Source organism: Mycobacterium vicinigordonae, from assembly GCF_013466425.1.
In the GTDB taxonomy this organism is placed as follows: Bacteria; Actinomycetota; Actinomycetes; order Mycobacteriales; family Mycobacteriaceae; genus Mycobacterium; species Mycobacterium vicinigordonae.
The window spans coordinates 2,353,625-2,375,714 of record NZ_CP059165.1 but is presented as its reverse complement, the minus strand read 5'-3'; the positions used below and the strand labels follow the sequence as shown (position 1 = coordinate 2,375,714).

The 22,090-nt window shown below is 66.0% G+C and carries 23 protein-coding genes; 9 read left to right on the top strand and 14 right to left on the bottom strand.

All coding sequences use genetic code 11. The annotated features are described in order from the left end of the window. Nucleotides 1-58: 58 nt before the first annotated feature. Entirely contained in the window at nucleotides 59-1,120 is a 1,062-nt protein-coding gene (locus tag H0P51_RS10945; protein ID WP_180918014.1) for an Lrp/AsnC family transcriptional regulator, read from the bottom strand. 108 nt (nucleotides 1,121-1,228) lie between these two features. Between H0P51_RS10945 and H0P51_RS10940 the strand changes: the two genes are divergently transcribed. Then, nucleotides 1,229-2,116, top strand: a complete 888-nt coding sequence (locus H0P51_RS10940; protein WP_180918012.1) for an SDR family oxidoreductase — start codon at nucleotides 1,229-1,231, stop codon at nucleotides 2,114-2,116. A 30-nt stretch (nucleotides 2,117-2,146) separates the two neighbouring features. Here the strand turns inward: H0P51_RS10940 and recX are convergent, their stop codons facing one another. Both recX and recA read right to left on the bottom strand, forming a co-directional pair. Further along, nucleotides 2,147-2,671, bottom strand: coding sequence for a recombination regulator RecX (recX, locus tag H0P51_RS10935; protein ID WP_180918011.1), 525 nt, complete (start codon nucleotides 2,669-2,671; stop codon nucleotides 2,147-2,149). Then, nucleotides 2,637-3,677, bottom strand: a complete 1,041-nt coding sequence (gene recA, locus H0P51_RS10930; protein ID WP_180918009.1) for a recombinase RecA — start codon at nucleotides 3,675-3,677, stop codon at nucleotides 2,637-2,639. The genes recX and recA overlap by 35 nt, the downstream gene beginning before the upstream one ends. A 190-nt stretch (nucleotides 3,678-3,867) precedes the next feature. On the opposite strand from recA, the gene H0P51_RS10925 reads away from it, so the two are divergent. After that, nucleotides 3,868-4,515: a (2Fe-2S)-binding protein gene (locus H0P51_RS10925; RefSeq protein WP_180918007.1), complete on the top strand. Its 648-nt coding sequence runs from the start codon at nucleotides 3,868-3,870 to the stop codon at nucleotides 4,513-4,515. A 76-nt stretch (nucleotides 4,516-4,591) separates the two neighbouring features. Here the strand turns inward: H0P51_RS10925 and H0P51_RS10920 are convergent, their stop codons facing one another. Both H0P51_RS10920 and H0P51_RS10915 read right to left on the bottom strand, forming a co-directional pair. Next, on the bottom strand, nucleotides 4,592-4,786 hold the full coding sequence (locus H0P51_RS10920) for a DUF3046 domain-containing protein (protein ID WP_425488987.1): 195 nt from the start codon (nucleotides 4,784-4,786) through the stop codon (nucleotides 4,592-4,594). A gap of 22 nt (nucleotides 4,787-4,808) precedes the next feature. After that, a complete protein-coding gene (locus H0P51_RS10915) occupies nucleotides 4,809-5,975 on the bottom strand; it encodes a glycosyltransferase (protein WP_180918006.1) in 1,167 nt (388 codons plus the stop codon). Between the two features lie 43 nt (nucleotides 5,976-6,018). Here H0P51_RS10915 and H0P51_RS10910 point away from each other — a divergent pair, with 43 nt between their 5' ends. Further along, on the top strand, nucleotides 6,019-6,450 hold the full coding sequence (locus H0P51_RS10910; protein ID WP_180918004.1) for a limonene-1,2-epoxide hydrolase family protein: 432 nt from the start codon (nucleotides 6,019-6,021) through the stop codon (nucleotides 6,448-6,450). 11 nt (nucleotides 6,451-6,461) lie between these two features. Here the strand turns inward: H0P51_RS10910 and pspM are convergent, their stop codons facing one another. The 4 genes from pspM to pgsA all read right to left on the bottom strand — a co-directional run bounded on the left by pspM (nucleotide 6,462) and on the right by pgsA (nucleotide 9,276). Next, complete coding sequence (pspM, locus tag H0P51_RS10905; protein WP_180918002.1) at nucleotides 6,462-7,283, bottom strand: phage shock envelope stress response protein PspM; 822 nt, start codon at nucleotides 7,281-7,283, stop codon at nucleotides 6,462-6,464. Between the two features lie 14 nt (nucleotides 7,284-7,297). Next, entirely contained in the window at nucleotides 7,298-8,122 is an 825-nt protein-coding gene (pspA, locus tag H0P51_RS10900; protein WP_180918000.1) for a phage shock protein PspA, read from the bottom strand. Between the two features lie 129 nt (nucleotides 8,123-8,251). Beyond that, entirely contained in the window at nucleotides 8,252-8,578 is a 327-nt protein-coding gene (gene clgR / locus H0P51_RS10895; RefSeq protein WP_180917998.1) for a transcriptional regulator ClgR, read from the bottom strand. A 101-nt stretch (nucleotides 8,579-8,679) separates the two neighbouring features. Then, nucleotides 8,680-9,276, bottom strand: coding sequence for a CDP-diacylglycerol--glycerol-3-phosphate 3-phosphatidyltransferase (gene pgsA, locus H0P51_RS10890; RefSeq protein WP_180917996.1), 597 nt, complete (start codon nucleotides 9,274-9,276; stop codon nucleotides 8,680-8,682). A gap of 58 nt (nucleotides 9,277-9,334) precedes the next feature. Between pgsA and H0P51_RS10885 the strand changes: the two genes are divergently transcribed. After that, a complete protein-coding gene (locus H0P51_RS10885; protein ID WP_180917982.1) occupies nucleotides 9,335-9,859 on the top strand; it encodes an amino-acid N-acetyltransferase in 525 nt (174 codons plus the stop codon). A gap of 5 nt (nucleotides 9,860-9,864) precedes the next feature. Here the strand turns inward: H0P51_RS10885 and H0P51_RS10880 are convergent, their stop codons facing one another. Continuing rightward, complete coding sequence (locus H0P51_RS10880) at nucleotides 9,865-12,456, bottom strand: DNA translocase FtsK (protein WP_246398555.1); 2,592 nt, start codon at nucleotides 12,454-12,456, stop codon at nucleotides 9,865-9,867. Between the two features lie 186 nt (nucleotides 12,457-12,642). Between H0P51_RS10880 and H0P51_RS10875 the strand changes: the two genes are divergently transcribed. The 3 genes from H0P51_RS10875 to H0P51_RS10865 are packed head-to-tail and all read left to right on the top strand — an operon-like array spanning nucleotide 12,643 to nucleotide 14,651. Beyond that, entirely contained in the window at nucleotides 12,643-12,957 is a 315-nt protein-coding gene (locus tag H0P51_RS10875) for a putative quinol monooxygenase (RefSeq protein ID WP_180917979.1), read from the top strand. After that, nucleotides 12,957-13,775: a mycofactocin-coupled SDR family oxidoreductase gene (locus H0P51_RS10870; RefSeq protein WP_281373952.1), complete on the top strand. Its 819-nt coding sequence runs from the start codon at nucleotides 12,957-12,959 to the stop codon at nucleotides 13,773-13,775. Before H0P51_RS10875 ends, H0P51_RS10870 begins: the two co-directional genes overlap by 1 nt. A gap of 3 nt (nucleotides 13,776-13,778) precedes the next feature. Next, on the top strand, nucleotides 13,779-14,651 hold the full coding sequence (locus tag H0P51_RS10865; RefSeq protein WP_180917977.1) for an SAM-dependent methyltransferase: 873 nt from the start codon (nucleotides 13,779-13,781) through the stop codon (nucleotides 14,649-14,651). Here the strand turns inward: H0P51_RS10865 and H0P51_RS10860 are convergent. The 3 genes from H0P51_RS10860 to thyX all read right to left on the bottom strand — a co-directional run bounded on the left by H0P51_RS10860 (nucleotide 14,648) and on the right by thyX (nucleotide 18,123). Then, the gene (locus tag H0P51_RS10860) at nucleotides 14,648-16,324 is read right to left on the bottom strand and encodes a ribonuclease J (protein ID WP_180917976.1); all 1,677 of its coding nucleotides are present in this window, start codon (nucleotides 16,322-16,324) and stop codon (nucleotides 14,648-14,650) included. The genes H0P51_RS10865 and H0P51_RS10860 overlap by 4 nt on opposite strands. A 7-nt stretch (nucleotides 16,325-16,331) precedes the next feature. Further along, nucleotides 16,332-17,234 (bottom strand): 4-hydroxy-tetrahydrodipicolinate synthase, encoded by a 903-nt coding sequence (dapA, locus tag H0P51_RS10855; protein ID WP_180917974.1) that lies wholly within the window; start codon nucleotides 17,232-17,234, stop codon nucleotides 16,332-16,334. A 136-nt stretch (nucleotides 17,235-17,370) separates the two neighbouring features. Beyond that, nucleotides 17,371-18,123: an FAD-dependent thymidylate synthase gene (gene thyX, locus H0P51_RS10850; RefSeq protein ID WP_180917972.1), complete on the bottom strand. Its 753-nt coding sequence runs from the start codon at nucleotides 18,121-18,123 to the stop codon at nucleotides 17,371-17,373. A gap of 119 nt (nucleotides 18,124-18,242) precedes the next feature. On the opposite strand from thyX, the gene H0P51_RS10845 reads away from it, so the two are divergent. Both H0P51_RS10845 and H0P51_RS10840 read left to right on the top strand, forming a co-directional pair. Beyond that, complete coding sequence (locus tag H0P51_RS10845; RefSeq protein WP_180917970.1) at nucleotides 18,243-18,890, top strand: TetR/AcrR family transcriptional regulator; 648 nt, start codon at nucleotides 18,243-18,245, stop codon at nucleotides 18,888-18,890. Between the two features lie 45 nt (nucleotides 18,891-18,935). Next, nucleotides 18,936-20,537, top strand: a complete 1,602-nt coding sequence (locus tag H0P51_RS10840; RefSeq protein ID WP_180917968.1) for an FAD-dependent monooxygenase — start codon at nucleotides 18,936-18,938, stop codon at nucleotides 20,535-20,537. Here H0P51_RS10840 and H0P51_RS10835 read toward each other — a convergent pair. After that, entirely contained in the window at nucleotides 20,509-22,089 is a 1,581-nt protein-coding gene (locus tag H0P51_RS10835) for a class I SAM-dependent DNA methyltransferase (RefSeq protein ID WP_180917966.1), read from the bottom strand. The two genes, H0P51_RS10840 and H0P51_RS10835, sit on opposite strands and share 29 nt — an antisense overlap. Between the last annotated feature and the right edge of the window lies 1 nt (nucleotide 22,090).

The window sequence follows — 22,090 nt, the reverse complement described above, 5'->3', positions numbered from 1 at the left end:
TAGGTGCGCGCCCCACCAGCCACAGCATCACTTGCTGCGTCTGGCGTCACCGTCGAAGTCACGGGGCCATGGTACGGCGACCGGCTGGTCTACGGTTTCGCGGATTCACGACGATGCCGGTGAGGCGGTCTTCGTCGGTGGTCGTGCGGGCGTGTTTGATGGTGCGCGACACCGTGGACACCTCGAGACGGTTGACGCCTTCGAGGGCGCCGATGGTATTAGTGACGTAGTCGTAGATCTCCGCGACATTGCGGCACCGGATTGAGGCGATCAGGTTCGCCGGGCCACCCACGGCGGCGACGAACGCCGTCTGTGAATGACCGGCCAACAGCGCACCAACCGCTGGCACAGCGGCAGGGGCCACTTCGAGGAACAACGCCGCCCCGGCGGGATACCCCAACAGTTCCGGAGAGATATCGACATCGCCGTACAGGGCCCCTGCACTCATCAGCACCTCCAAGCGTCTGGCCACCGCCGACTCGGACATGCCACTCACCTGGGCTAGCCGCGCATAGCTGGCTCTTCCGTCGTCGGCAAGTTCGTCGACGATCGCCCGGTCGGACGGCTTGGTGCCCAATGTCGGCATATCTGGCGGGAATTCGGTGTGCAGTTGCCGGCGCTCGTGTTCCTGTAGTCGGTCCGGAAATCCGGACCAGTCTGCCTCTCCCGGCGTTCGGAAATGGTGCAGCACCGAATAGACGACAATCCGCAGGATCCGGCCGACGCGCGGCAGCTGATCGAGGAGCAGCAGGTCGCGTTCGGAGCGGGCTCGGGCCCGAACGCCGAACAGGATCTCGGTGCCCGCATTCATTAGTCGCACCCAGGAGACGTCTGGGCGGCGGGCGAGGACATCAGCGATCGTGCGTGCTGCGGGGGCCGCGACCTCGAGGCGCACTAGCTGTCCGCGATCGGCCGGATTCGTTGCCTGCATCATCACGACCCGCACCACGCCCCCGTCCCGCAGCTTGCGATACCGACGTGCGGCCGTCTGCTCGGACACCCCGAGGACGGCCGCGATCTGGCGGAACGACGCACGGCAGTTGATCCCGAGGGCATGCAGTAGCCGGCGGTCGGTCGCGTCCAGTGTCGGGACCGCTGGGCTGCTGATGCTATCTGTCATATCGCTCACTATTGCGGAATTTTCCTGCTACTTGACAGCAATTGATATTGCTTTCCGCCGTAGCGCCCGAGACTTGCCGAACCAGGGACGTCACGACAGGAGCAAGAAATGCGCGAAAATAGGGTCGGGCTTTCGCATTTGGTCACGGGAGCTACCGGCAACATTGGCCGCCGGGTGGCCACGGAACTTGTTCGGCGGGGCGAGCGAACCCGTGTCTTTGTCCGCGACCGCGATAAGGCTCGGGGGATCTTTGGAGACGGCGTTGATGCCCGAATCGGCGATCTCACCGATTCGGCCTCGTTGTCACAGGCGCTGGAGGGCGTCACTGTGTTGTTCTTGGTGACCGCGGGTCCAGACCTTGCCAAGGTCGATCAGAACGCCGCCGAGATCGCGAGGCGGGCCGGGGTGCGAACGGTGGTGAAGCTATCCACGTACGACGTTGGGCCCGGCGTCGGAACAGGTGCTTGGCACCAGGAAGGGGAAGCTGCGATCCGCAACAGCGGGCTGGGGTTCACCTTCGTCCAGCCGTCCGGTTTCATGGACAACTTTCTGAACTGGGCAGCGTCGATCAGAGCCCAAGGAGTGGTCAGCTGCTGCGCCGGCGAGGGCAGGATTCCGTTCATCCATTCCGATGACATCGCTGCCGTCGTTGTCGAGGCGATGGTCAACCCCGACTACGTGGGGCGGTCGCTGCCAATCACCGGGCCCGAAGCCCTGAACTTCGCCGAGATGACCGCCATAGTCGGTGCGACCATTGGGCGAGAACTCAGCTTCCAGTCGATATCCCCGGCCGAGGATCATCGTCAGCAGGCCGCATGGGGCACCCCGGAGCCCCTGATCCAAGCCCGGCTTGGCATCTTCCAGGCAATCCGGGCCGGCCGGCTCGCCGGTGTCACCACGACTGTCGCGTCGGTTCTCGGCCGCGAACCGATTTCGTTTGGACGCTGGGCAGAGCAGAACGCGACCGCGTTCGTTCGACAACCCGCCGCGGACTAAGTCCCGGCGGCACGGAGTAAAGCGTGGCGGCTAGACCCGCCGACGCTCCCGTTCGGCAGCCAACTCGGCCAGCACCGCCTCGCATGCGACGGTCTGGCTGTACCCGCGGCGGGCCAGCATCCCGACCAACCTGCGGGTCAGCTTGGTGTCGTCGTCGCCCAGCAACTCGCGACGCAGCCGAGTCCGCACCAGCTGCTCGGCTTGCGCCCGCTCGGCACCGGCATCGATCCCGCCGAGTACCCCGCTGATCACCTCGTTGTCGACGCCTTTGGTGCGCAGCTCGGCGGCCAACGCACGCTTACTCTTGCCCGCGTTCGTCCGCCGGGACCGCACCCACTGCTCGGCGAAGTCTGCGTCGTCGACCAGGCCCACGGCGGCCAGCCGGTCGAGTACCCGGTTGCTGACGTCGTCGGGATAACCCTTCTTGGTTAGCTGACCGGCCAGTTCGGCTCTGGTGCGCGCTCGTGCGGTGAGCAAGCGCAAGCACACGGCCCGCGCCTGCTCATCGCGGCGAGACGACTCAGAAGTCGACGGGGGCGGGCAGGACGCTGTCATCGGTCACCACTGCACCAATGCCGAGCTTTTCCTTGATTTTCTTCTCGATCTCGTTGGCCACTTCGCCGTTCTCCAACAGGAAGTTGCGGGCGTTCTCCTTGCCCTGGCCGAGCTGTTCGCCCTCGTAGGTGAACCAGGCCCCGGCCTTGCGGATGAAGCCCTGGTCGACTCCCATGTCGATCAGTGAGCCTTCCCTGCTGATACCCCTGCCGTAGAGAATGTCGAACTCGGCCTGCTTGAACGGCGGCGACACTTTGTTCTTGACGATCTTGACCCGGGTGCGGTTACCGACGGCATTGGTCCCGTCCTTGAGCGTCTCGATCCGCCGCACATCCATGCGCACCGACGCGTAGAACTTCAGCGCTTTACCGCCGGTCGTCGTCTCAGGACTCCCGAACATCACGCCGATCTTTTCGCGCAGCTGGTTGATGAAGATCGCGGTGGTGCCCGAATTATTGAGCGCGCCAGTCATTTTCCGCAACGCCTGGCTCATCAGACGGGCCTGCAACCCGACGTGGCTGTCCCCCATCTCGCCTTCGAGCTCCGCGCGCGGCACCAGTGCGGCCACCGAGTCGATGACCAGGATGTCCAGCGCACCCGAGCGGATCAGCATGTCGGCGATCTCGAGCGCCTGCTCCCCCGTGTCAGGCTGACTGACCAACAGCGAATCAGTGTCGACGCCGAGCTTCTTGGCGTAATCCGGGTCTAGCGCGTGTTCGGCGTCGATGAACGCCGCGACTCCGCCAGCGGCCTGGGCGTTGGCCACCGCATGCAGGGCCACGGTGGTCTTACCCGAGGACTCCGGGCCGTAGATTTCGATGACCCGGCCACGGGGCAGGCCGCCGATGCCCAGGGCGACGTCCAGCGCGATGGACCCCGTCGGGATGACCGAAATCGGCTGACGCACCTCGTCACCGAGGCGCATCACCGAGCCTTTGCCGTAACTCTTTTCGATCTGGGCCATCGCCAGTTCGAGAGCCTTCTCGCGATCAGGGGCTTGTGCCATGGTGCCTCTCCTGTTGTCGGTGTTCGGTGACCGGTGTTGGTCGGTTGGCTGTGACACTAGAGAGAGCCACCGACAAGTCGAGATCTCCGAATGCCACCACAGTAGCCGAACATCTGTTCGACTCAAGTTCGACACGCCGCGCGGGTCTGTTTCGTCCGGTATCGGCCGATAGCATGCCGACAGAAGACACATGGACATCTCCGCACAGCTCGCCGAAATCTCCGGGTACGGAGGTTTTTTCGCGGTAACAGTGGGCGGCGACCCATCGGGATGGCACCCCGTCACCACGTCCTACGCCGACGGCTTCACCGATCTGATCGAGGCGACCAACGCCCGCCTGGCCAGCCCCGAGCCCCGAATCGGCACTTCACTGGTGCACCTGGGCCACGCCGCCCGGCTATGGTCGCCCGTGTTGGCCTGTGTGCTGGCCCACGGCGTGCTGCCCGACCTGACCGACCTGCAACGGGCCGACGGCAGCGCCCAACTGCGCCTACCCGAACCCGTCGGCGAAACCGCACCGCCCGCACCCGAACTCCTGTACCGCGTCGTCGTGCAGGACCATATGGAGCGAGTCGCAGCCGGTCTTCGAGCCGACCTGGCCCCCGGTCTGCGCTACGGCAATATCGCCTCCGCACTCGCCGGAACCGCGAGAATGCTGCTCGCGGCACGGCCTGACCTCCGCGGACCGATCACCCGCATGACCGTCGCCCTGCTGGATACCGGCGAACTAGCCGGAACCGGCGAGATCGTCGGTCCCGATCTGGGCTTCCGGCGCAACAGTTGCTGCCTCTACTATCGCGTTCCCGCCGGTGGCAAATGCGGTGATTGCGCGCTGTAAGCGGCTCGGTCTAGCGCCGAATGTCACGTCGCCGTGACCCTTCGGCGTCCTTGGGGCTAACAGCCAGACCCCGACATCACCACTGATCGCGCGGCACGTCGAAGTCCGCGCACAACGCTCGCCACACATCCCGCGGCTCTACCCCGTCCTCGATCGCCTGCGCGGCCGTGCGCCCGCCGAACCCGGTCAAAACGTGGTCGACCAGTACCGACGCGCCGTAGGCGGCACCAAAGCGCAACACCACGCGCTCGTTGAACTCCGTCAGCCGCACGCCAGCCAAGATACCCAGCCCGCTACCCGGCCAACGCAAGCGCTTCGTGGCATACCCGCACCGGGTCGGCCACCTGCGCACCGCTGTCGGCAGCTCGCCGCGCGGCCTCGCGATACCCCGGCGACCCCAGCACCTCGCCGACCGCGGATACGAGCGCCTGGGCGGTCAGCGGGCGGACAAGCCGCCCGCTGCCCTGGCGCACCACCCGGTTGGCCATCTCCCACTGATCGCCACCTCCGGGTACCACCACCAGCGGCACCGCGGCCAGCAAGGCCTTGGCCACTAGACCATGTCCACCTCCGCCGACCACTAGGTCGGTGTGGGCCAGCAGCTCGTCCTGCCGGCCTAACCCCGCCACCGCCCACGGCGGCAGCGTGAGGTCAGCCCCGCCGAGGCGCGACACCACCAGCCGCGCACCTTCCGGCAGGGTGTCGCCCGGAATCAAGGTTTCCAGTGCCAGCTCGGCCAGCCCGACGGTGCCGGTCGCCGCGGTGGACGGTGCCACCATCACCACCGGCCCCGATCCCGCAGGGATCTGCAGCACCTGCTTGGTCGGCTCAAAGTGCAGCGGACCTACTACTACGGCTTCGTCCGGCCAGTCGGGACGCGGCACCTCCAAAGCCGGCAGCGTGGCGATCAGCCGCCGCAACGGCCCGGGATCGTCGGCCGGCAGTCCTATTTCGAGCCGCACGGCGGCACGCTGGCGCAGACCCGCACGCACCGACCGCGCCGTCAGCGCGCGCATCACGGCGTCTCGCAGGCGACCGCGAACTCCGGCGCCCGGCGCCAGCCCGCTGCCGATCGGTGGCAGCCCCTTCGACGGCAGGTAGAGCGGATGCGGGTTGAGTTCGACCCACGGAATGCCCAGCAGCTCTGCGGCCATGCCGCCACCCGAGGTGATGACGTCGGACACCACCAGATCGGGCGCCAACTCTCGCAACGTCGGCGCAATGAGCTGCGCCATCCGCGCCGCCCGCCGGTGAATCCTGGCGCCGGCGTCCTCGTCCTCGTCGGTCGCCACCAGACCGTCCAGCTCGACGGCATTGATCCCGACCGCACCGGCGGCCTGTAGCCATTCGACGCCGGTCAGAAGCGTGGGGGTGTCACCGGCCGCACGGAATTGCTGGCACAGCGCGATCGCCGGAAACGAGTGCCCGGGATCCGGTCCGGCTACCACGGCGACGCGCATCGGCCCTACCCTGCCACAACCGGACTCGCCTACGCTGGCAACCATGACCGAGCTGACACAGACAACCAATGACAACATTCGCACGGTCGAGGGATTCTTGTATGCGCTACAGGATCAGGATTTCGAGACCGTGGACGCCGCCCTTGACGACAACCTCGTTTACGAGAATGTCGGGTTTTCGACGATTCGCGGCGGTCGCCGCGTGGTGAAACTGTTCCGCAAGATGCAGGGCCGGATGGGTTTCGAGGTGAAATTCCACCGGGTGGCCGCCGACGGTGACGCGGTGCTCACCGAACGCACCGATGTCCTGGTCTTCGGGCCGCTGCGGATTCAGTTCTGGGTGTGCGGGGTGTTCGAGGTGCGCAACGGGCGAATCACGCTGTGGCGCGACTACTTCGACGTCTTCGACATGCTCAAGGCGACACTGCGCGGTGTGGCCGGGATGGTCATCCCGTCGCTGCGCCCGACGCTGTAACGCCGTTCGGATCAGGCTCGGCGCAGCCCGCCGAGTTCGTCGAACGCCTGCGCCCAAGCGGCCAGCCGGTCGGTCGCGCCGGCGAGTTCCTCGCGGTACCGCTGCTGGGTGAGCGAAACGAAATCGCCCGAACCGTCACCGTTCGCTGCCGATACCAATTGTGCTGCGGCAGTAACCATTTCGTTGTACTGGCGCACGCCGGCGGCCAGCTGCGCGGTGTAGGCGTTGATGGTCGGCACCAGGTACTCCCGCGACGAATCAGACGTGTGCGCGGCCCGTTCCATCGACACCACCTGCGCGGCGGTGGCGCCCATCGCCGCCGATGTCCGGTTAGCGGCAGCGGTCAGGTCGGCGATCTCCCCGTCGGGCAGCAGTGCCCCGCGCTCTATCACGCCCAGCAGTGAAAAGAACCCTCGCTCGGAGGCGCCCAGCGCGTACATCGCCGGCCGGGCGGCGGACCCCGGAGCCGGTAGCCGCCGGATGCTGGTCAGCCGCTGGGACGGCAATGGTTCGGCTTTCAACCAGCGGTAGCGGAAGAACAGCAGGGTCGCGGGAATCACCATGATGACCGCGATCGCACCGGTGATCTGCAGCAGCAGCGTGAACCAACCCCAGGCAGCCAGTCCCGCCGTCACCGCGGCCCAAAACAGGCACCCGAAGGTAAAGATCCAGGCCCAGCGCAGCGCGCGGCGGCGCCGGCGCAGCATCCGGGCCCGCGGATCGGTCACCGCGTTAATCTTCTGCGCGACCAGGCCGGTCAAATCGGCAAAGGTATCGAATCCACGCTGCAGCAGCGCCCGCCACTGCGTACGTTGATTCGACTTCGGGGCCATCTCGGACGGCTCGCCTACTGCTGACCGCGGGGCTGTTCGGGAACGGGTCCGCCCGCACCGGTAGCGGGATTGGGGGCGGGCACGCCCGGCGCGCTCGTCCCGCCGGCCGGCAGGGCGTCGCCGCGCATCGAGGCGCGGATCTGTTCGAGGCGCGAATGCCCGGCCATCTGGACGCCAGCCTGCTCCACCTCGAGCATGCGCCCCTGCACGGAGTTCTGCGCGAGTTCGGCCGAACCGATCGCGTTGGCATACCGCCGTTCGATCTTGTCCCGGACCTCGTCGAGGCTGGGGGTGTTGCCCGGTGCCGCGAGTTCGCTCATCGACCGCAGCGAGGCGCTGACCTGCTCCTGCATCTTGGCCTGCTCGAGCTGGCTGAGCAGCTTGGTGCGCTCGGCGATCTTCTGCTGCAGCACCATCGCGTTGCGTTCGACTGCCTTCTTGGCCTGGCCTGCGGCCTGCAGGGCCTGGTCGTGCAGGGTTTTGAGGTCCTCGACGCTCTGCTCCGCGGTCACCAGCTGCGCCGCGAACGCCTCGGCGGCGTTGTTGTACTCGGTGGCCTTAGCGGCATCTCCGGCGGCGGTGGCCTGGTCGGCCAGAGTCAGCGCCTGTCGCACGTTGACCTGCAGCTTCTCAATGTCGGCCAGCTGCCGGTTGAGCCGCATCTCGAGCTGACGCTGGTTGCCGATCACCTGCGCTGCCTGCTGGGTCAGCGCTTGATGCGTGCGCTGGGCTTCCTCGATGGCCTGCTGAATCTGCACTTTGGGGTCGGCGTGCTCGTCAATCTTCGAGTTGAACAGCGCCATGAGGTATTTCCACGCCTTGACGAACGGATTGGCCATCAGTGAGCTCCGCCTTCGCTTCTTGTGTGCTGGTTGGGCCGCAACGCTACCCCTGACGCTCAATTTAGTGGGTCAGCCCGCATCTCCCCACCCATGATGCAGAACTACGGGGCGCGGTACGCCGGACGATCAGGCGACGGCCAGCGCGACCACCGGCGGGATGACGACCTTGGTGCTGGCATCGATGGTGGCGGCGGTCGCCTCGCGGCGGGCGCAGCGCTCTTCACCGGCCATCCGCTCGCCAGCATCGATGAGGACCTGCGACAACGGGACCTGCAGCGCATCGCAGATCGAGTTGAGCAACTCGCTGGAGGGTTCTTTGCGCCCGCGCTCCACTTCGGAGAGGTACCCGAGGCTCACCCGCGCCGAATCGGACACTTCGCGCAGCGTTCGGCCCTGAGATGTCCGAGCCCCCCGCAGCACGTCGCCAATGACCTCGCGCACCAGTGACGTCATCGCGCTTTCCTCCATCTGTCAAGGTCTGCACCCCACGAAAGCATGGGACTTTAGGAGAACGCGAATCGAGGCAAAGTTGGTTCCCACGAGAACGACAGAATCTAGCCGGCCTGCCTGGTGTGCCGAATTTCGCGGACCGTCGAGGCAACGTAATCGATTCCGGTGACCAAGGTGAGCACGATCGCAAGCCCCATCACCACCACGGCGGCGGTATGCAGCGCGCCTGAGAGCGGCAACACGAACAAGCCGATCGCCACCGCCTGAACCACCGTCTTGAGCTTGCCGCCCCAACTGGCCGGGATGACGCCTCGACGAATGACGGCCAATCGCAAGGCCGTGATGGCCAATTCGCGGGCCATGATCACCACCGTCACCCACCACGGCAACTCGCCCAGCATCGACAGGCTGATCAGCGCCGACCCGATGAGGATCTTGTCGGCGATCGGATCAATGAACGCGCCGAATTCGGTCGCCATCCCGTAATTGCGGGCCAGCAACCCGTCGAACCGGTCAGTGATGCAGGCGACGGCGAAGATCGCCCACGCCACGATTCGTGCGTAGGTGTGGTGTCCGTCGCCATAGAACAGGGCGTACAGGAAGATCGGGACGAGCACTAGTCGCGACAGCGTCAGGATGTTGGCGAGGTTCGCGATGCGGGCACGGCCTTCGATTTGACCCGTCTGCGGCTGCCCCGACACGGCATCAGAATAACGGCTGACCAGCTGATGTGGTCGGTGACGTCGATAGTGTTTGGAGGTGACCGAAAGTCGACGGGACAATAAGCCGGTAGTCCGGCGGGCGCGGACGTCCGACGTCCCCGCGATCAAGCAACTCGTCGACACCTATTCGGGGAGAATCCTGCTGGAAAAGAATCTGGTCACGCTCTATGAGGCCGTTCAGGAGTTCTGGGTGGCCGAGCACCCGGAAATCGACGGCAAAGTGGTCGGTTGTGGCGCTCTGCACGTGCTGTGGGCCGATCTGGGCGAGATCCGCACCGTCGCAGTCGATCCGGCGATGACGGGCCACGGCATCGGGCACGCGATCGTCAACCGGCTGCTAGAAGTCGCGCGGGAGCTGGAGCTGCAGCGATTGTTCGTGCTGACCTTCGAGACCGAGTTCTTCAGCAGGCACGGTTTCACCGAGATCGAGGGCACCCCGGTCACCGCTGAGGTGTTCGAGGAGATGTGCCGCTCCTACGACATCGGGGTGGCCGAATTTCTGGACCTGAGCTACGTCAAACCCAACACTTTGGGCAACTCCCGCATGCTGCTGGTGCTGTAGCCTCGCTACTCGGCATCGCCGCCGTCGGCCGCCGCACCGCCGCGGATCAGCGCCAGGGTCCCCGCCAGCTCGTCGGGCTTGACCAGCACCTCACGGGCTTTGGAGCCCTCGGACGGCCCGACAATGCCGCGGGTCTCCATCAGGTCCATCAGCCGGCCGGCCTTGGCGAAGCCCACCCGCAACTTGCGCTGCAGCATTGACGTCGAGCCGAACTGGCTGGACACCACCAGCTCCACAGCCTGTAAAAAGACGTCCATGTCGTCGCCGATGTCGGGGTCGACGTCGGTGCGTTCGCCGGTCGGTTTGGCGGTGGTGACACCGTCGGTGTATTCCGGCTCGGCCTGGTCCTTGCAGGCGGCGACGACGGCCTGGATCTCCTCGTCGGTGATGTAGGCCCCCTGCAGCCGGATCGGCTTGCTCGCGCCCATCGGTAGGAACAGGCCGTCCCCCATGCCGATCAGCTTTTCCGCGCCGGCCTGATCCAGGATCACGCGGCTGTCGGTGAGCGAGGATGTCGCGAACGCCAGCCGCGACGGCACGTTGGTCTTGATCAGCCCGGTCACGACGTCGACCGACGGGCGCTGAGTGGCCAGCACCAGGTGGATGCCGGCGGCGCGCGCCTTCTGGGTGATCCGCACAATGGCGTCCTCGACGTCTCGCGGAGCGGTCATCATCAGGTCGGCGAGCTCGTCGACGATCGCCAGCACATAGGGGTACGGGCGGTATTCGCGCTGGCTGCCGAGCGGCGCCGTGATGTCCCCGGAACGCACCTTGGCGTTGAAGTCGTCGATGTGACGCACCCGGGACGCCTGCATGTCCTGGTAGCGCTGCTCCATTTCCTCGACCAGCCACGCCAACGCCGCCGCCGCTTTCTTCGGCTGGGTGATAATCGGGGTGATCAGATGCGGAATGCCTTCATACGGCGTGAGTTCCACCATCTTTGGGTCGATCAGGATCATCCTGACCTCCTCCGGGGTGGCACGGGCCAGCAGTGACACCAGCATCGAGTTGACGAAGCTGGACTTGCCCGAACCGGTCGAGCCGGCGACTAGCAGGTGCGGCATCTTGGCCAGATTGGCCGAGATGAAGTCGCCCTCGATGTCCTTGCCCAGCCCGATCACTAGTGGGTGGTGGTCGCGGCGGGTGGACGGCGCGGTGAGCACGTCGGCCAGACGCACCATCTCCCGGTCGGTATTGGGTACCTCGATGCCGACGGCGGACTTGCCGGGGATGGGGGCGAGCATGCGCACGCTCTCGGTGGCCACCGCGTAGGCGATGTTCTTCTGCAGCGCGGTGATCTTCTCCACCTTCACCCCGGGCCCGAGTTCGACCTCATAGCGGGTGACGGTGGGGCCGCGGGTGCAGCCGGTGACAGCGGCGTCCACCTTGAACTGGGTAAGCACTTCCCCGATTGCCTCGGCCATATGGTTGTTGGCGGCACTGCGCTTCTTCGGGGGATCGCCAGCCACCAGCAGATCCAGCGACGGCAGCGTGTAGGAACCGTCGACGACGCGGTCCAGCGCTTGGGTGTCGCGTTTCGCGGCCTTGCCGCTGCGCCGTCCCCTCCCGACGACGGGTTCCGTCGGGGCCTCGGAGTCGGCGAGGTCTTCGGGGTCCGGGGTTTGGGGCGCCTGTGCCGATGGCCAGGCTTTGGCGACGTGGTCGACGGACTGGTCGTAGTAGCCGTCGGAGAAGTCCTCGGCAGGAGCGACTTCGACGGTGTCGGCTTCATCTCCGGCAAAGTCATCTTCGGCAAAGTCGTCGTCAACAAAGTCGTCGTAGCCGTCGTCTTCGTACTCGCGCTGGAACATCCTTGTGCCGAACATGCTGCGCAGGGCGTCGGGCACTTCGCGGATGGTGAAGCCCGTCAGCAGCAACAGCCCGAACAGCGCTCCGATGAACAGCAGCGGGGCCGCGATCCAGGCTGTCAGCCCGTCCGAGAGCGGGCCGCCGATGGCAAATCCGATGAATCCGGCCGCGCGGCGGCGTAATTCGGGTTCCCCGGGCGATCCCGACCATAGGTGGCGCAGCCCCAGGAACGACAGCGCGATCAAGCTGGATCCCAGGATCAGCCGCGGTCGCGCGTCGGGGTTGGGTTCGGTGCGCATCAGCACGATCGCCGCGGCGGCAGCTACCAGCGGCAACAGCACAACCGCCGAACCGATGAAGGTCCGCAGCCCCGCGTCCACCCAAGCGCCGACCGGCCGGGCGGCCCCGAACCAGGAACTGGCGGCGACGATCACGGCCAGACCCAGCAGCACCAGCGCGATACCGTCACGGCGGTGGCCGGGTTCGATGTTGCGGGCTTGGCCGATCGATCGCGCAGCGGTGCCCGTCCCTCGGGCCGCCATCATCCAGGTGGCGCGGGCGGCTCGCCCGCCTGCGATGCCCGCGAGCACCAGCAGCGACTGTTTCCGGCGCTTGGCGGTCTTGCTGGGCCGCTTGACGGGCCTGGCCGGCCGCTTGGCGGGCCGGGCCGGGCGCTTGGCCTGCGACGCGCCGGCCGCGGCGCCTCGCCCACCTCGGGCTCCGGTCCGCGAAGCGGCCTTTGACCTGCTCGTTCGGGTTCCAGAGCCGGCGACGGTCTTACTTGCCATGTCCGCAAGCCTAGTCGCAAAAACAACATCTGCACCATCCGCCACACTGGTAACGGGTGCGTCGCCGCGATGTGCCCGCTTCGTTACCTGACCTGTGTGAGTAGGGTTACAACCGGCCGCGGTTGTGCCGCGGCACACCATCGAAACCTCGCTCCGGTTCCCGCCAAAGTCGCCAGGAGGCTCAGCATGCCCGTCGTCGTCGTCGCCACCATGACCGTCAAGCCGGAATCGGTCGACACCGTCCGCGACATCCTCACCAGCGCGGTGGCGCAGGTGCACGAGGAGCCCGGCTGCCAGCTGTACTCGCTGCACCAGACCGGCGAGACCTTCGTCTTCGTCGAGCAGTGGGCCGACGAGGAGGCACTCAAGACCCACAGCACCGCACCCGCGATCGGCAAGATGTTCAGCGCCGCCGGTGAGCACCTCGCCGGGCCACCCGACATCAAGATGTTGCAGCCACTTCCCGCCGGGGACCCCGACAAGGGCCGACTCCGCGGCTGATGACTCGAGCGCTGGACGGCAAGGTCGCCTTCGTCACCGGTGCTGCGCGCGGCCAAGGCCGTGCGTACGCGGTCCGATTGGCCGCTGACGGCGCCGACGTGATCGCGGTCGACTTGTGCGGTCAGATCGACAGCGTCCCCTACCCGTTGGGCACCGCAGAGGATCTGGCCGTCACCGTCAAATTGGTCGAGGACACCGGCGCGCGCATCGTGGCGCGCCAAGCCGACGTCCGGGACCGCGACGCGCTGGCGGCAGCGCTACAGGAAGGTGTGGACGCGTTCGGCCGGCTCGACATCGTGGTGGTCAACGCGGGCATCGCTCCGATGCAGTCCGCCGACGGCTGGCGCGATGTCATCGACGTGAACCTCACGGGGGCGTACCACACCGTCGACGTCGCGATTCCTGCCCTGGTCGCGCATGGCGACGGTGGCTCGATCGTGCTGATCAGTTCGGCCGCCGGACTTGCGGGGGTGGGCAGCGCCGACGCCGGCTCCATCGGCTACGCCGCCGCCAAGCACGGCCTGGTCGGATTGATGCGGTTGTACGCCAATCTGCTTGCCAAACATGATATTCGGGTCAACTCGGTGCATCCGTCCGGCGTCGATACACCGATGATCAACAACAAGTTCATCCGCAAGTGGTTGGCCGACATGGTCGCCGAATCGGGCTCGGCGCCAGGAATGACCAACGCGCTACCGGTACAGATTCTGCAGCCCGACGATATCGCCAACGCGGTAGCCTGGCTGGTGTCCGACCAGGCCCGTTACATCACCGGAGTCACACTTCCCGTAGATGCGGGTTCGGTGAATAAGAGGTAGGTAATGTCCCGAAACCCAGCCGCGCGCACCGCATTTGGCCCGATGGTATTGGCAGCCGTCGAGCAGCACGAGCCCACCGACCGCAGGCTGGTGGATGACGACCTGGCCGAGCTTTTCCTTCCGGCGCCCCTGCGGCGGCTAGTCGCGGCCAGCGCATCCGCTGTTGCCAGGCGGGCGCTCATCGGCGCATCGGAGTGGACGGGGCCTGGACTGTGGGCCAATCTGGCCTGCCGTAAACGGTTCATCGACGAGAAACTCGCCGAAGCGCTCGATCAGATCGACGCCGTGGTGGTGCTCGGCGCGGGTTTGGATACTCGCGCCTACCGATTGAACCGGCGCGTTCGCAAGCCCGTCTTCGAGGTGGATCTACCGGTCAACATCGCCCGCAAGGCAAAGACGGTACGACGAGTCCTGGGCGAACTCCCGCTCTCGGTGCGGTTGGTGGCCTTGAACTTCGAACACGACGACCTGCTGACCGCGCTGGCCGAGCACGGCTACCTTCCCGACTATCGGGCGTTCTTCATCTGGGAAGGAGTCACCCAATACCTCACCGAGGAGGCGGTGCGCACCACGATGGAGGGGCTGCGGCCGACAGCGCCCGGGAGCCGCCTGGTATTCACCTACGTCCGCCGCGACTTCATCGACGGCACCAACCGATACGGCACCCGGACCTTGTATCGATCCGTTCGTGGACGAAAGCCATTGTGGCACTTCGGACTTTCGCCAGAGGAAGTCGCCACCTTTCTGGACCGGTACGGCTGGCGGCTGGTGGAGCAGCTCGGGCCGGACGAGCTGTTCGAGCGCTACGTCGCGCCCACCGGGCGCAAGCTGGAGACTTCCCAGGTCGAATGGACGGCCTACGCCGAGAAGGTCTAAACCTCGAGGACGGTCGGCACGATCATGGGCTGACGGCGATATGTCTCGCCCACCCACTTGCCGACGGTGCGACGCACGCCCTGGGCGATCCGGATCGGGTCGACGACGTTGTTGGCCGCCAGCGATTCCAGCTCGGCCTCGACCTTGCGTACCACGGGTTCTAGCGCTTTCGGGTCCTCGGAGAACCCGCGCGAATGCAGATGCGGTGTCGTGACCGGCTTCGCGGTGCCGCGCTTGACCACGACGGTCACCGCGACGAACCCCTCGGCCAGTATCAGCCGCTCCCCTAGCGTGATCTCCCCGACGTCACCGGTGATTAAGCCGTCGACAAACATCTTGCCAACCGGAACCGCGCCGGCGACAACGGCTTTGCCGCCAACCAGGTCGACGCTGACGCCGTTCTCTGCCAACAGTATCGACTCCTGCGGCACGCCGGCGCTGGCGGCCAGCTTGGCGTTGGCCCGCAGGTGCCGCCAGGTTCCATGCACCGGCATGACGTGGCGCGGCCGCACCCCGTTGTACAGGAAAAGCAGTTCCCCGGCGTAGGCGTGGCCCGAAACATGCACGCGCGCTTGGGCGTTAGTGACGACACGCGCTCCGATCTTGGCCAGTGCGTCGATCACCCCGTACACCGCCTCCTCGTTGCCTGGAATCAGCGACGAGGACAACACGATCAGGTCCCCCGCCGTCAAGGTGATGCTGCGGTGCTCGCCACGTGACATCCTAGACAGCGCTGCCATCGGTTCGCCCTGGGTACCGGTGGTGACCAGGACCACCTGGTCGGGCGGCAACATCTCCGCCGCCGCGATGTCGACCAGGTCGGAGTCGGCAACGCGCAGGAATCCCAGCTCGCGCGCGATGCCCATGTTGCGCACCATCGATCGACCGACGAACGACACCCGGCGACCCAAAGCTACTGCGGCGTCGATGATCTGCTGCACTCGGTCGACGTTCGAGGCAAAGCACGCCACAATCACCCGCCCGTCGGCGCCGCGGATCAACCGGTGCAGGGTGGGACCGATCTCGCTTTCGGAGGGCCCGACGCCGGGGTGCTCGGCATTGGTCGAGTCGCACAGGAACAGATCGACACCGGCGTCACCGAGGCGCGACATGCCGGGCAGGTCAGTGGGCCGGCCGTCCAGCGGGAGCTGGTCAAGTTTGATGTCGCCAGTGTGCAGCACGGTGCCCGCGCCGGTGTACACGGCGATGGCCAGCGCGTCCGGAATCGAGTGGTTGACCGCGAAGTACTCGCATTCGAACACGCCGTGCCGGCTGCTCTGCCCCTCCTTGACCTCGACGAAAACCGGCTTGATGCGGTGCTCGCGGCACTTTGCGGCCACCAGGGCCAGGGTAAATCTGGAGCCGACGACGGGGATGTCGGGGCGCAGCTTGAGCAGGAATGGGATCGCGCCAATGTGGTCCTCGTGCGCGTGGGTCAGCACCAGCGCCTCGATGTCGTCCAGGCGGTCTTCGATGTGACGCAGGTCGGGCAGGATCAGGTCGACGCCGGGCTCGTCGTGGGTGGGGAACATCACCCCGCAGTCGATGATCAGCAATCGGCCTAGATGCTCGAAAACCGTCATGTTGCGGCCGATTTCGCTGATCCCACCGAGCGCGGTGACCCGCAATCCACCCGCGGCCAGCGGGCCAGGAGGCGCGAGTTCCTCATTCATTCGTATCTCACCGCAGCACGGAGGCCGCGCGCATGTCCGCGGCCAGCGCGTCGAGTTGCTCGGGGGTGGCCGCGACCTGCGGCAACCGTGGATCGCCAACGTCGATGCCCTGCAGCCGCAGGCCTGACTTGGACAGCGTAACCCCGCCGAGCCGCGTCATCGCGTCGCACAACGGACCCATCGAGACGTTAATTTTGCGGGCGGTGGCGATGTCACCGGAATTAAAGGCGGACAACAATTCTCGCAGCTGCCCGGCAGCCACGTGGGAGATCACGCTGATGAAACCGGTGGCGCCCATGGCCAGCCAGGGCAGATTGAGGGCATCGTCTCCGGAGTAGTAGGCCAGGCCCGTCTCAGCGATGATCTGTCCGCCGCTGTGCAGGTCGGCCTTGGCGTCTTTGACCGCGACGATGTTGGGGTGCGATGCCAGCGCGCGCAGTGTATCGGGCTCGATCGGCACGATCGAGCGGGGCGGGATGTCATAGAGCACGATCGGCAAGTCGGTAGCGTCGGCGACGGCGGTGAAGTGCGCCCGCAGCCCGCTCTGCGGCGGCCGCGAGTAGTACGGAGTGACCACCAGCAACCCGTGCGCTCCCTCTTGCGCCGCAGCCTTGGCCAGCTTGATGCTGTGCGCGGTGTCGTAGGTGCCCGCACCGGCGATGATCCGGGCCCGGTCCCCCACCGCTTCCAGAACGACCCGCAGCAGTTCACGCTTCTCGTCGTCGGTGGTGGTCGGCGACTCACCCGTGGTCCCCGAGACCACCAGACCGTCGCAACCCTGATCCACCAGGTGGGTGGCGACCCGGGCCGTAGTCTTGGCGTCTAGGCCGCCGTCGGCGCCGAACGGTGTCACCATCGCGGTCAGCAGGGTTCCCAGCCGCGCTGGGGCATCGAATCCGACGGTGCTCACGGTTCACCAGATTACCTGGCTACGGCAAGCGGATTGGCATCGCCGCGGGCGGTCTGGGGTTCATCCAATCAGTTCGATACGGGATACGCCGGTCTCCCCACGCGGTCGAGGCGGGTGTCGGCGGCTCTGAATCACCTCAGGCTTCGGTCGCGAACGGACTCGTGGCGACCTCGGTACCGTCAGCCAATCGGGTGATTTCGAAGTCAGCGAAGACAGCTGGCGCCACGTCGGCGAGCTGTCGCAGACAGGCGATGGCCAGCCGCCGGATCTCGACGTCGGCGTGCTCGCTGGCCCGCATGGCGATGAAGTGCCGCCAGGCCCGATAGTTCCCGGTCACGACGATGCGCGTCTCGGTGGCGTTCGGCAGGATGGCGCGAGCAGCCTGGCGGGCTTGTTTGCGCCTCAAGACCGCGTTGGGTTGGTCCGCGAACTTGGCTTCCAGCTTGGCCAGTAGCTCGCCGTACACGGCGCGGCTGGCGTCGGCCGCCGACGTCAGCATCTCCCGCAACTCGGGGTCGTCCTCCAATCCGGGTGGAACCACGACCTGGGACTCGCTTTCGGGCACGTACCGCTGGGAGAGCTGCGAATAGGAGAAATGCCGGTGGCGGATCAGTTCGTGGGTGCAGGAGCGGGAGACGCCGGTGATGTAGAACGAGACGCTGGCGTGTTCGAGTACCGAAAAGTGACCGACATCGATGATGTGCCGGATGTAGCCGGCGTTGGTCGCGGTTCGCGGGTTCGGCTTGGACCAGCTCTGATAGCAGGCCCGGCCGGCGAACTCGACCAGCGCCGAACCGCCGTCGGCATCGGTGGTCCAGGGCACGTCGGGCGGCGCCAGGAAGTCGGTCTTGGCGATCAGTTGCACGCGCAACGGCGCGGTCTCGGCCACGGCGCTCACCCTATCCCGCCTCTGTCTCGCCCCTTTTCCCGCGCCGTGAGCACGAGTGTCGCGCTCTGCGGCTTAAACTATTACGAAACTGTCCAGTTCTACAAAAGACGGGAACGTCGATGGCTACCAACGAGACCCGGAACCGCCGCGAGCCCAATCGCCGCGCGGCGCGATGGGACGCAACCTTGGACGACGCCATCCTAGAAGCCACATTGGCGGTGGTCGCCGAGCTGGGTTACGACCGGTTCACGATGGACGACGTCGCATCCCGGGCCGGCGTCGGAAAGGCCGCCATCTATCGGCGATGGCCGTCCAAGGCTGTCGTAGTGGCCGAGGCGATCGCCCACTGGCGCCGACGGCACGGCCCGGTGCAGCCACCCGACACCGGTTCACTGCGCGGCGACCTTGATGCGCTGGTAGCGGCGGTACCCAGCTACACCGACGCCGACATCGGCACCATCAAAGTGATCGCCGCAGTGGCCACTGCGGCGATGCACGACCCGGTGCTGTCGGCCGCGATCGACGACCTGGTGCTCAGCGTGCCGCGCCGCATTGTGGGGTCGGTGCTGGATCAGGCCCGTCGCCGAGGCGAGATCCCGGCCGACCGTGATCTCACCTTGGTGCCTGATCTCCTGGTCGGTCTGAACCTGGTCCGGATGATCACCGGCCGTCCCCTGGACCGGTTGTTCATGCGACGGGCACTGGACGAGGTGGTCCTGCCGCTGGTCGGCGGGGATTGTGGCGAGCCACCATCTGTGCGACTCTAGTGAACGGAACCTACTAGTTCCGATTAGCCCGAATTAGGGAAGGTCATGCGCGTTCCGGTTCTGATCGTCGGCGCGGGCGCCGGGGGCATCGCCACGTCGGCGCTGCTCGCCAAATACGGTGTCGAGTCGCTGGTGGTGGAGAAGCGCCGGGAAATCTTCCGCTATCCGAAGGCCCGCAACCTGAGCTTTCGCAGCTTGGAGATCCTGCGGGCACTGGGCCTGGGGGGCGAAGTCCACGCGGTGGCCGAGGGCGTCTCGGACATGGTGGTCAAGCCCAGCGTGAGTAGCACCGAGGAGCACCCGGCGCTAGACATCGAGGCGATCTTCGACGGGCTGGCCGCGTTGAGCCCCGAACCGCCGATCCAGTACTGCCCGCAGAGCCGACTCGAGCCAATCCTGTTGCGCTACCTACGAAGCCGAGGCAGCCGCGCACGCTATGGAGTCGAGCTGACATCTTTCACTCAGGACGACGACGGCGTCCGGGCGAGGGTGCGCGACCTCGAGACCGGAAACACCGGCGACCTTCACGCCGATTACCTCGTCGCCGCCGACGGCGTCCACAGCCCGGTCCGGACCCAGCTGGGCATCAGCACCAGCGGATACGGTGCGCTGCCGATGTATTTCGTCTTCGTGTACTTTCGGGCGCCGTGGCGGGCACTGGCGCCCACACTGCGCGACGGCGTCTCGGTGCAGGTGAGAAACGCCGACGTGGACGGGATATTCATCGCCGCCGAGGACGATCTCGGCATGTTCCTCGCCAGCTACCTCCCCGACCGCGGCGAGAGCGCCGCGCTGTTCACTCGTGCACGATGCCGGGAACTGATCCTGGCCGGCGTAGGAGAACCCATCCCGGTCGACGTGCTGGACGTCACTCCATGGCAACCCTACGAACAGGTGGCCGACCGATTTGATTGTGCGCGCGTATTTCTCGTCGGCGATTCGGCCCATGCGATGCCGCCATTGAAGGCGGGCGGTGCCAATGTGGCGATCCAAAGCGCCGACAACCTCGCCTGGAAGCTGGCCGCGGTGCTGCAGGGCTGGGCCGACCCTCGATTGCTCGGCACGTATCACAGCGAAAGACACCCGGTCGGCAGGTTCAGCGCTCGGCAATCGCTCACCGGACCGGCGCTGCAACTGATGAATCATGATGCTTACCAACCTGAACTGCGCCACCAGGAAGAGGCGTCCATGTTCTCGTTGCTCGCCGGATATCAGTATCGTTCCGCAGCGGTGTACGGCGATGCGCCCGGCTCGGCGCGCCGGGACATGGCGCTGGTCGACCGGTTGCACGGGCAGTTGGGCACCAGGGTGCCGCACGCGTGGGTGTCTTGTCGGGGCGAGCGCGCTTCGACGCTGGACCTGCTGGGGCCCGGATTCACCCTATTGAGCTGCGATACGACCGGAGGGTGGACACGAGCCGCGGCGCTGCTCAACCGCTCGCCCCGCACTCCGCCGGTCACGGTTCGTTCGATCGACGACCCCGAGGGTTCCTGGTTGCGCGCCACGGGGCTGATGCGCGATGGGGCCTTGCTGGTGCGGCCGGACGCGTTCGTCGGATGGCGCGCTGAACACCTTCCCGACGACCCTGCCCACGAACTCGGGTGCGCCTTGCAGGCGATCAGCGGCCAGACCGCAAGCGAGGGTTGAAATTTGAATCGATCCGCTCCAGCTGCTCACGCACCAACTTCTCCAACCGCGCCGACTCATCAAAAGCGGCAAGCAATTCCGTCTTCAACCGCGCGATCTTCTCGCCAGTAGGTTCCCCATCGCCATCGACCGCGGCCAGATCCACGTACCGTCCCGGCGTCAGCGCATACTCCGCGGCCTTGATCTCGGACAGCGTCACCGACTTGCAGAATCCCGGAACATCCTCGTACACGAGGCCATTTGCAGCTGCCGACGGGGAGCCGCGCCACGCGTGGTAGGTGTCTTTGATCCGCGCAATGTCGCCGTCACTGAGCACCCGCTCGGATCGATGCACCAGGTAACCCAGCTCGCGGGCGTCGATGAACAACACCTGGCGAGACCGATCGACCGATCCCTGCTTTCCCATCGTCTTGTCCTTGGCGAAGAACCACAGGCACACCGGAATTCCGGTACTGCGGAAGAGCTGCGTCGGCAGCGCGATCATGCAGGACACCAGATCGGCTTCCACGATTCGCGCACGAATGTCGCCCTCCCCATTGGAGTTCGACGACATCGAACCGTTGGCCATCACCACGCCAGCCTTGCCCGCTGGCGCGAGCTTGAACAGAATGTGCTGGATCCAGGCGTAATTGGCGTTGTTGGGCGGCGGCGCCCCGAACCGCCAGCGCGGATCTTCCTCGTCGCGGGCCCAACTCCTGATGTTGAACGGCGGATTGGCCAGCACGTAATCCATTTGGACGTCGGCGTGCTGATCGTCTGCAAAGGTGTCCGACCACCGGCTGCCCAGGCCGCTGTGATCGATCCCGTGGATGGCCAGATTCATCTTGGCCATCCGCCAGGTTTCCTCGACGCTCTCCTGGCCGTAAATCGCAATGCCTTTCGCGTGTTCGTGGTGGTCGGCAATGAACCTCTCGGTCTGCACGAACATGCCGCCCGACCCGCAACACGGGTCGTAAATCCGGCCGCTGGTGGGTTCGAGCACCTCGACGAGTACCTTCACCACACTAGGCGGTGTGAAGAATTCACCACCCCGTTTGCCTTCGGCGCGAGCGAATTTGCCCAGGAGGTACTCGTACACCTCACCCATTAGGTCACGTGCCTTGTACGCGCCTTGCCTGCTGAACCGGGCAATGTCGAGCAGGTCGATCAGTTCTTCGAGCCGCGACTGATCGATATTGTCACGGTTGTAGAGCCCTGCCATCGTGCCCGCAAGTGTCGGGTTGGCCGTCATCACGGCGTCCATCGCGTCGTCGATAAGCTGGCCTATGTTCGTGGGGGGCCGGCCCGCGCTGGTGCACTTGCCTTTGGCGTTGTCCGCCAAGCACTTCCCTGTCTCCACCAAGAACTGCCAGTGTGCAGTCGGTGGCACCACGAACGCGTGCTCGCCGGGTTCGTCGAATGCATCCGAGAGGTATTTCAGGAACAACAGACCGAGGATCACGTCCTTGTACTGGCTGGCCGGCAGCGATCCACGCAGCTTGTCCGCGGCCTTCCACAGCGTGTCCTTGAGTTCTTTCATGGTTGATGGCTCGTGCAGTATCCGCGGCGGCATG

Bases quoted from the DNA above. Each gene is read 5' to 3' on its own strand.
- H0P51_RS10945 (WP_180918014.1), bottom strand. From the start codon at position 1,120: ATGACAGATAGCATCAGCAGCCCAGCGGTCCCGACACTGGACGCGACC.
- H0P51_RS10940 (WP_180918012.1), top strand. From the start codon at position 1,229: ATGCGCGAAAATAGGGTCGGGCTTTCGCATTTGGTCACGGGAGCTACC.
- recX (WP_180918011.1), bottom strand. From the start codon at position 2,671: ATGACAGCGTCCTGCCCGCCCCCGTCGACTTCTGAGTCGTCTCGCCGC.
- recA (WP_180918009.1), bottom strand. From the start codon at position 3,677: ATGGCACAAGCCCCTGATCGCGAGAAGGCTCTCGAACTGGCGATGGCC.
- H0P51_RS10925 (WP_180918007.1), top strand. From the start codon at position 3,868: ATGGACATCTCCGCACAGCTCGCCGAAATCTCCGGGTACGGAGGTTTT.
- H0P51_RS10915 (WP_180918006.1), bottom strand. From the start codon at position 5,975: ATGCGCGTCGCCGTGGTAGCCGGACCGGATCCCGGGCACTCGTTTCCG.
- H0P51_RS10910 (WP_180918004.1), top strand. From the start codon at position 6,019: ATGACCGAGCTGACACAGACAACCAATGACAACATTCGCACGGTCGAG.
- pspM (WP_180918002.1), bottom strand. From the start codon at position 7,283: ATGGCCCCGAAGTCGAATCAACGTACGCAGTGGCGGGCGCTGCTGCAG.
- pspA (WP_180918000.1), bottom strand. From the start codon at position 8,122: ATGGCCAATCCGTTCGTCAAGGCGTGGAAATACCTCATGGCGCTGTTC.
- clgR (WP_180917998.1), bottom strand. From the start codon at position 8,578: ATGACGTCACTGGTGCGCGAGGTCATTGGCGACGTGCTGCGGGGGGCT.
- H0P51_RS10880 (WP_246398555.1), bottom strand. From the start codon at position 12,456: ATGGCAAGTAAGACCGTCGCCGGCTCTGGAACCCGAACGAGCAGGTCA.
- H0P51_RS10875 (WP_180917979.1), top strand. From the start codon at position 12,643: ATGCCCGTCGTCGTCGTCGCCACCATGACCGTCAAGCCGGAATCGGTC.
- H0P51_RS10870 (WP_281373952.1), top strand. From the start codon at position 12,957: ATGACTCGAGCGCTGGACGGCAAGGTCGCCTTCGTCACCGGTGCTGCG.
- H0P51_RS10865 (WP_180917977.1), top strand. From the start codon at position 13,779: ATGTCCCGAAACCCAGCCGCGCGCACCGCATTTGGCCCGATGGTATTG.
- H0P51_RS10860 (WP_180917976.1), bottom strand. From the start codon at position 16,324: ATGAATGAGGAACTCGCGCCTCCTGGCCCGCTGGCCGCGGGTGGATTG.
- H0P51_RS10845 (WP_180917970.1), top strand. From the start codon at position 18,243: ATGGCTACCAACGAGACCCGGAACCGCCGCGAGCCCAATCGCCGCGCG.
- H0P51_RS10840 (WP_180917968.1), top strand. From the start codon at position 18,936: ATGCGCGTTCCGGTTCTGATCGTCGGCGCGGGCGCCGGGGGCATCGCC.
- H0P51_RS10835 (WP_180917966.1), bottom strand. From the start codon at position 22,089: ATGCCGCCGCGGATACTGCACGAGCCATCAACCATGAAAGAACTCAAG.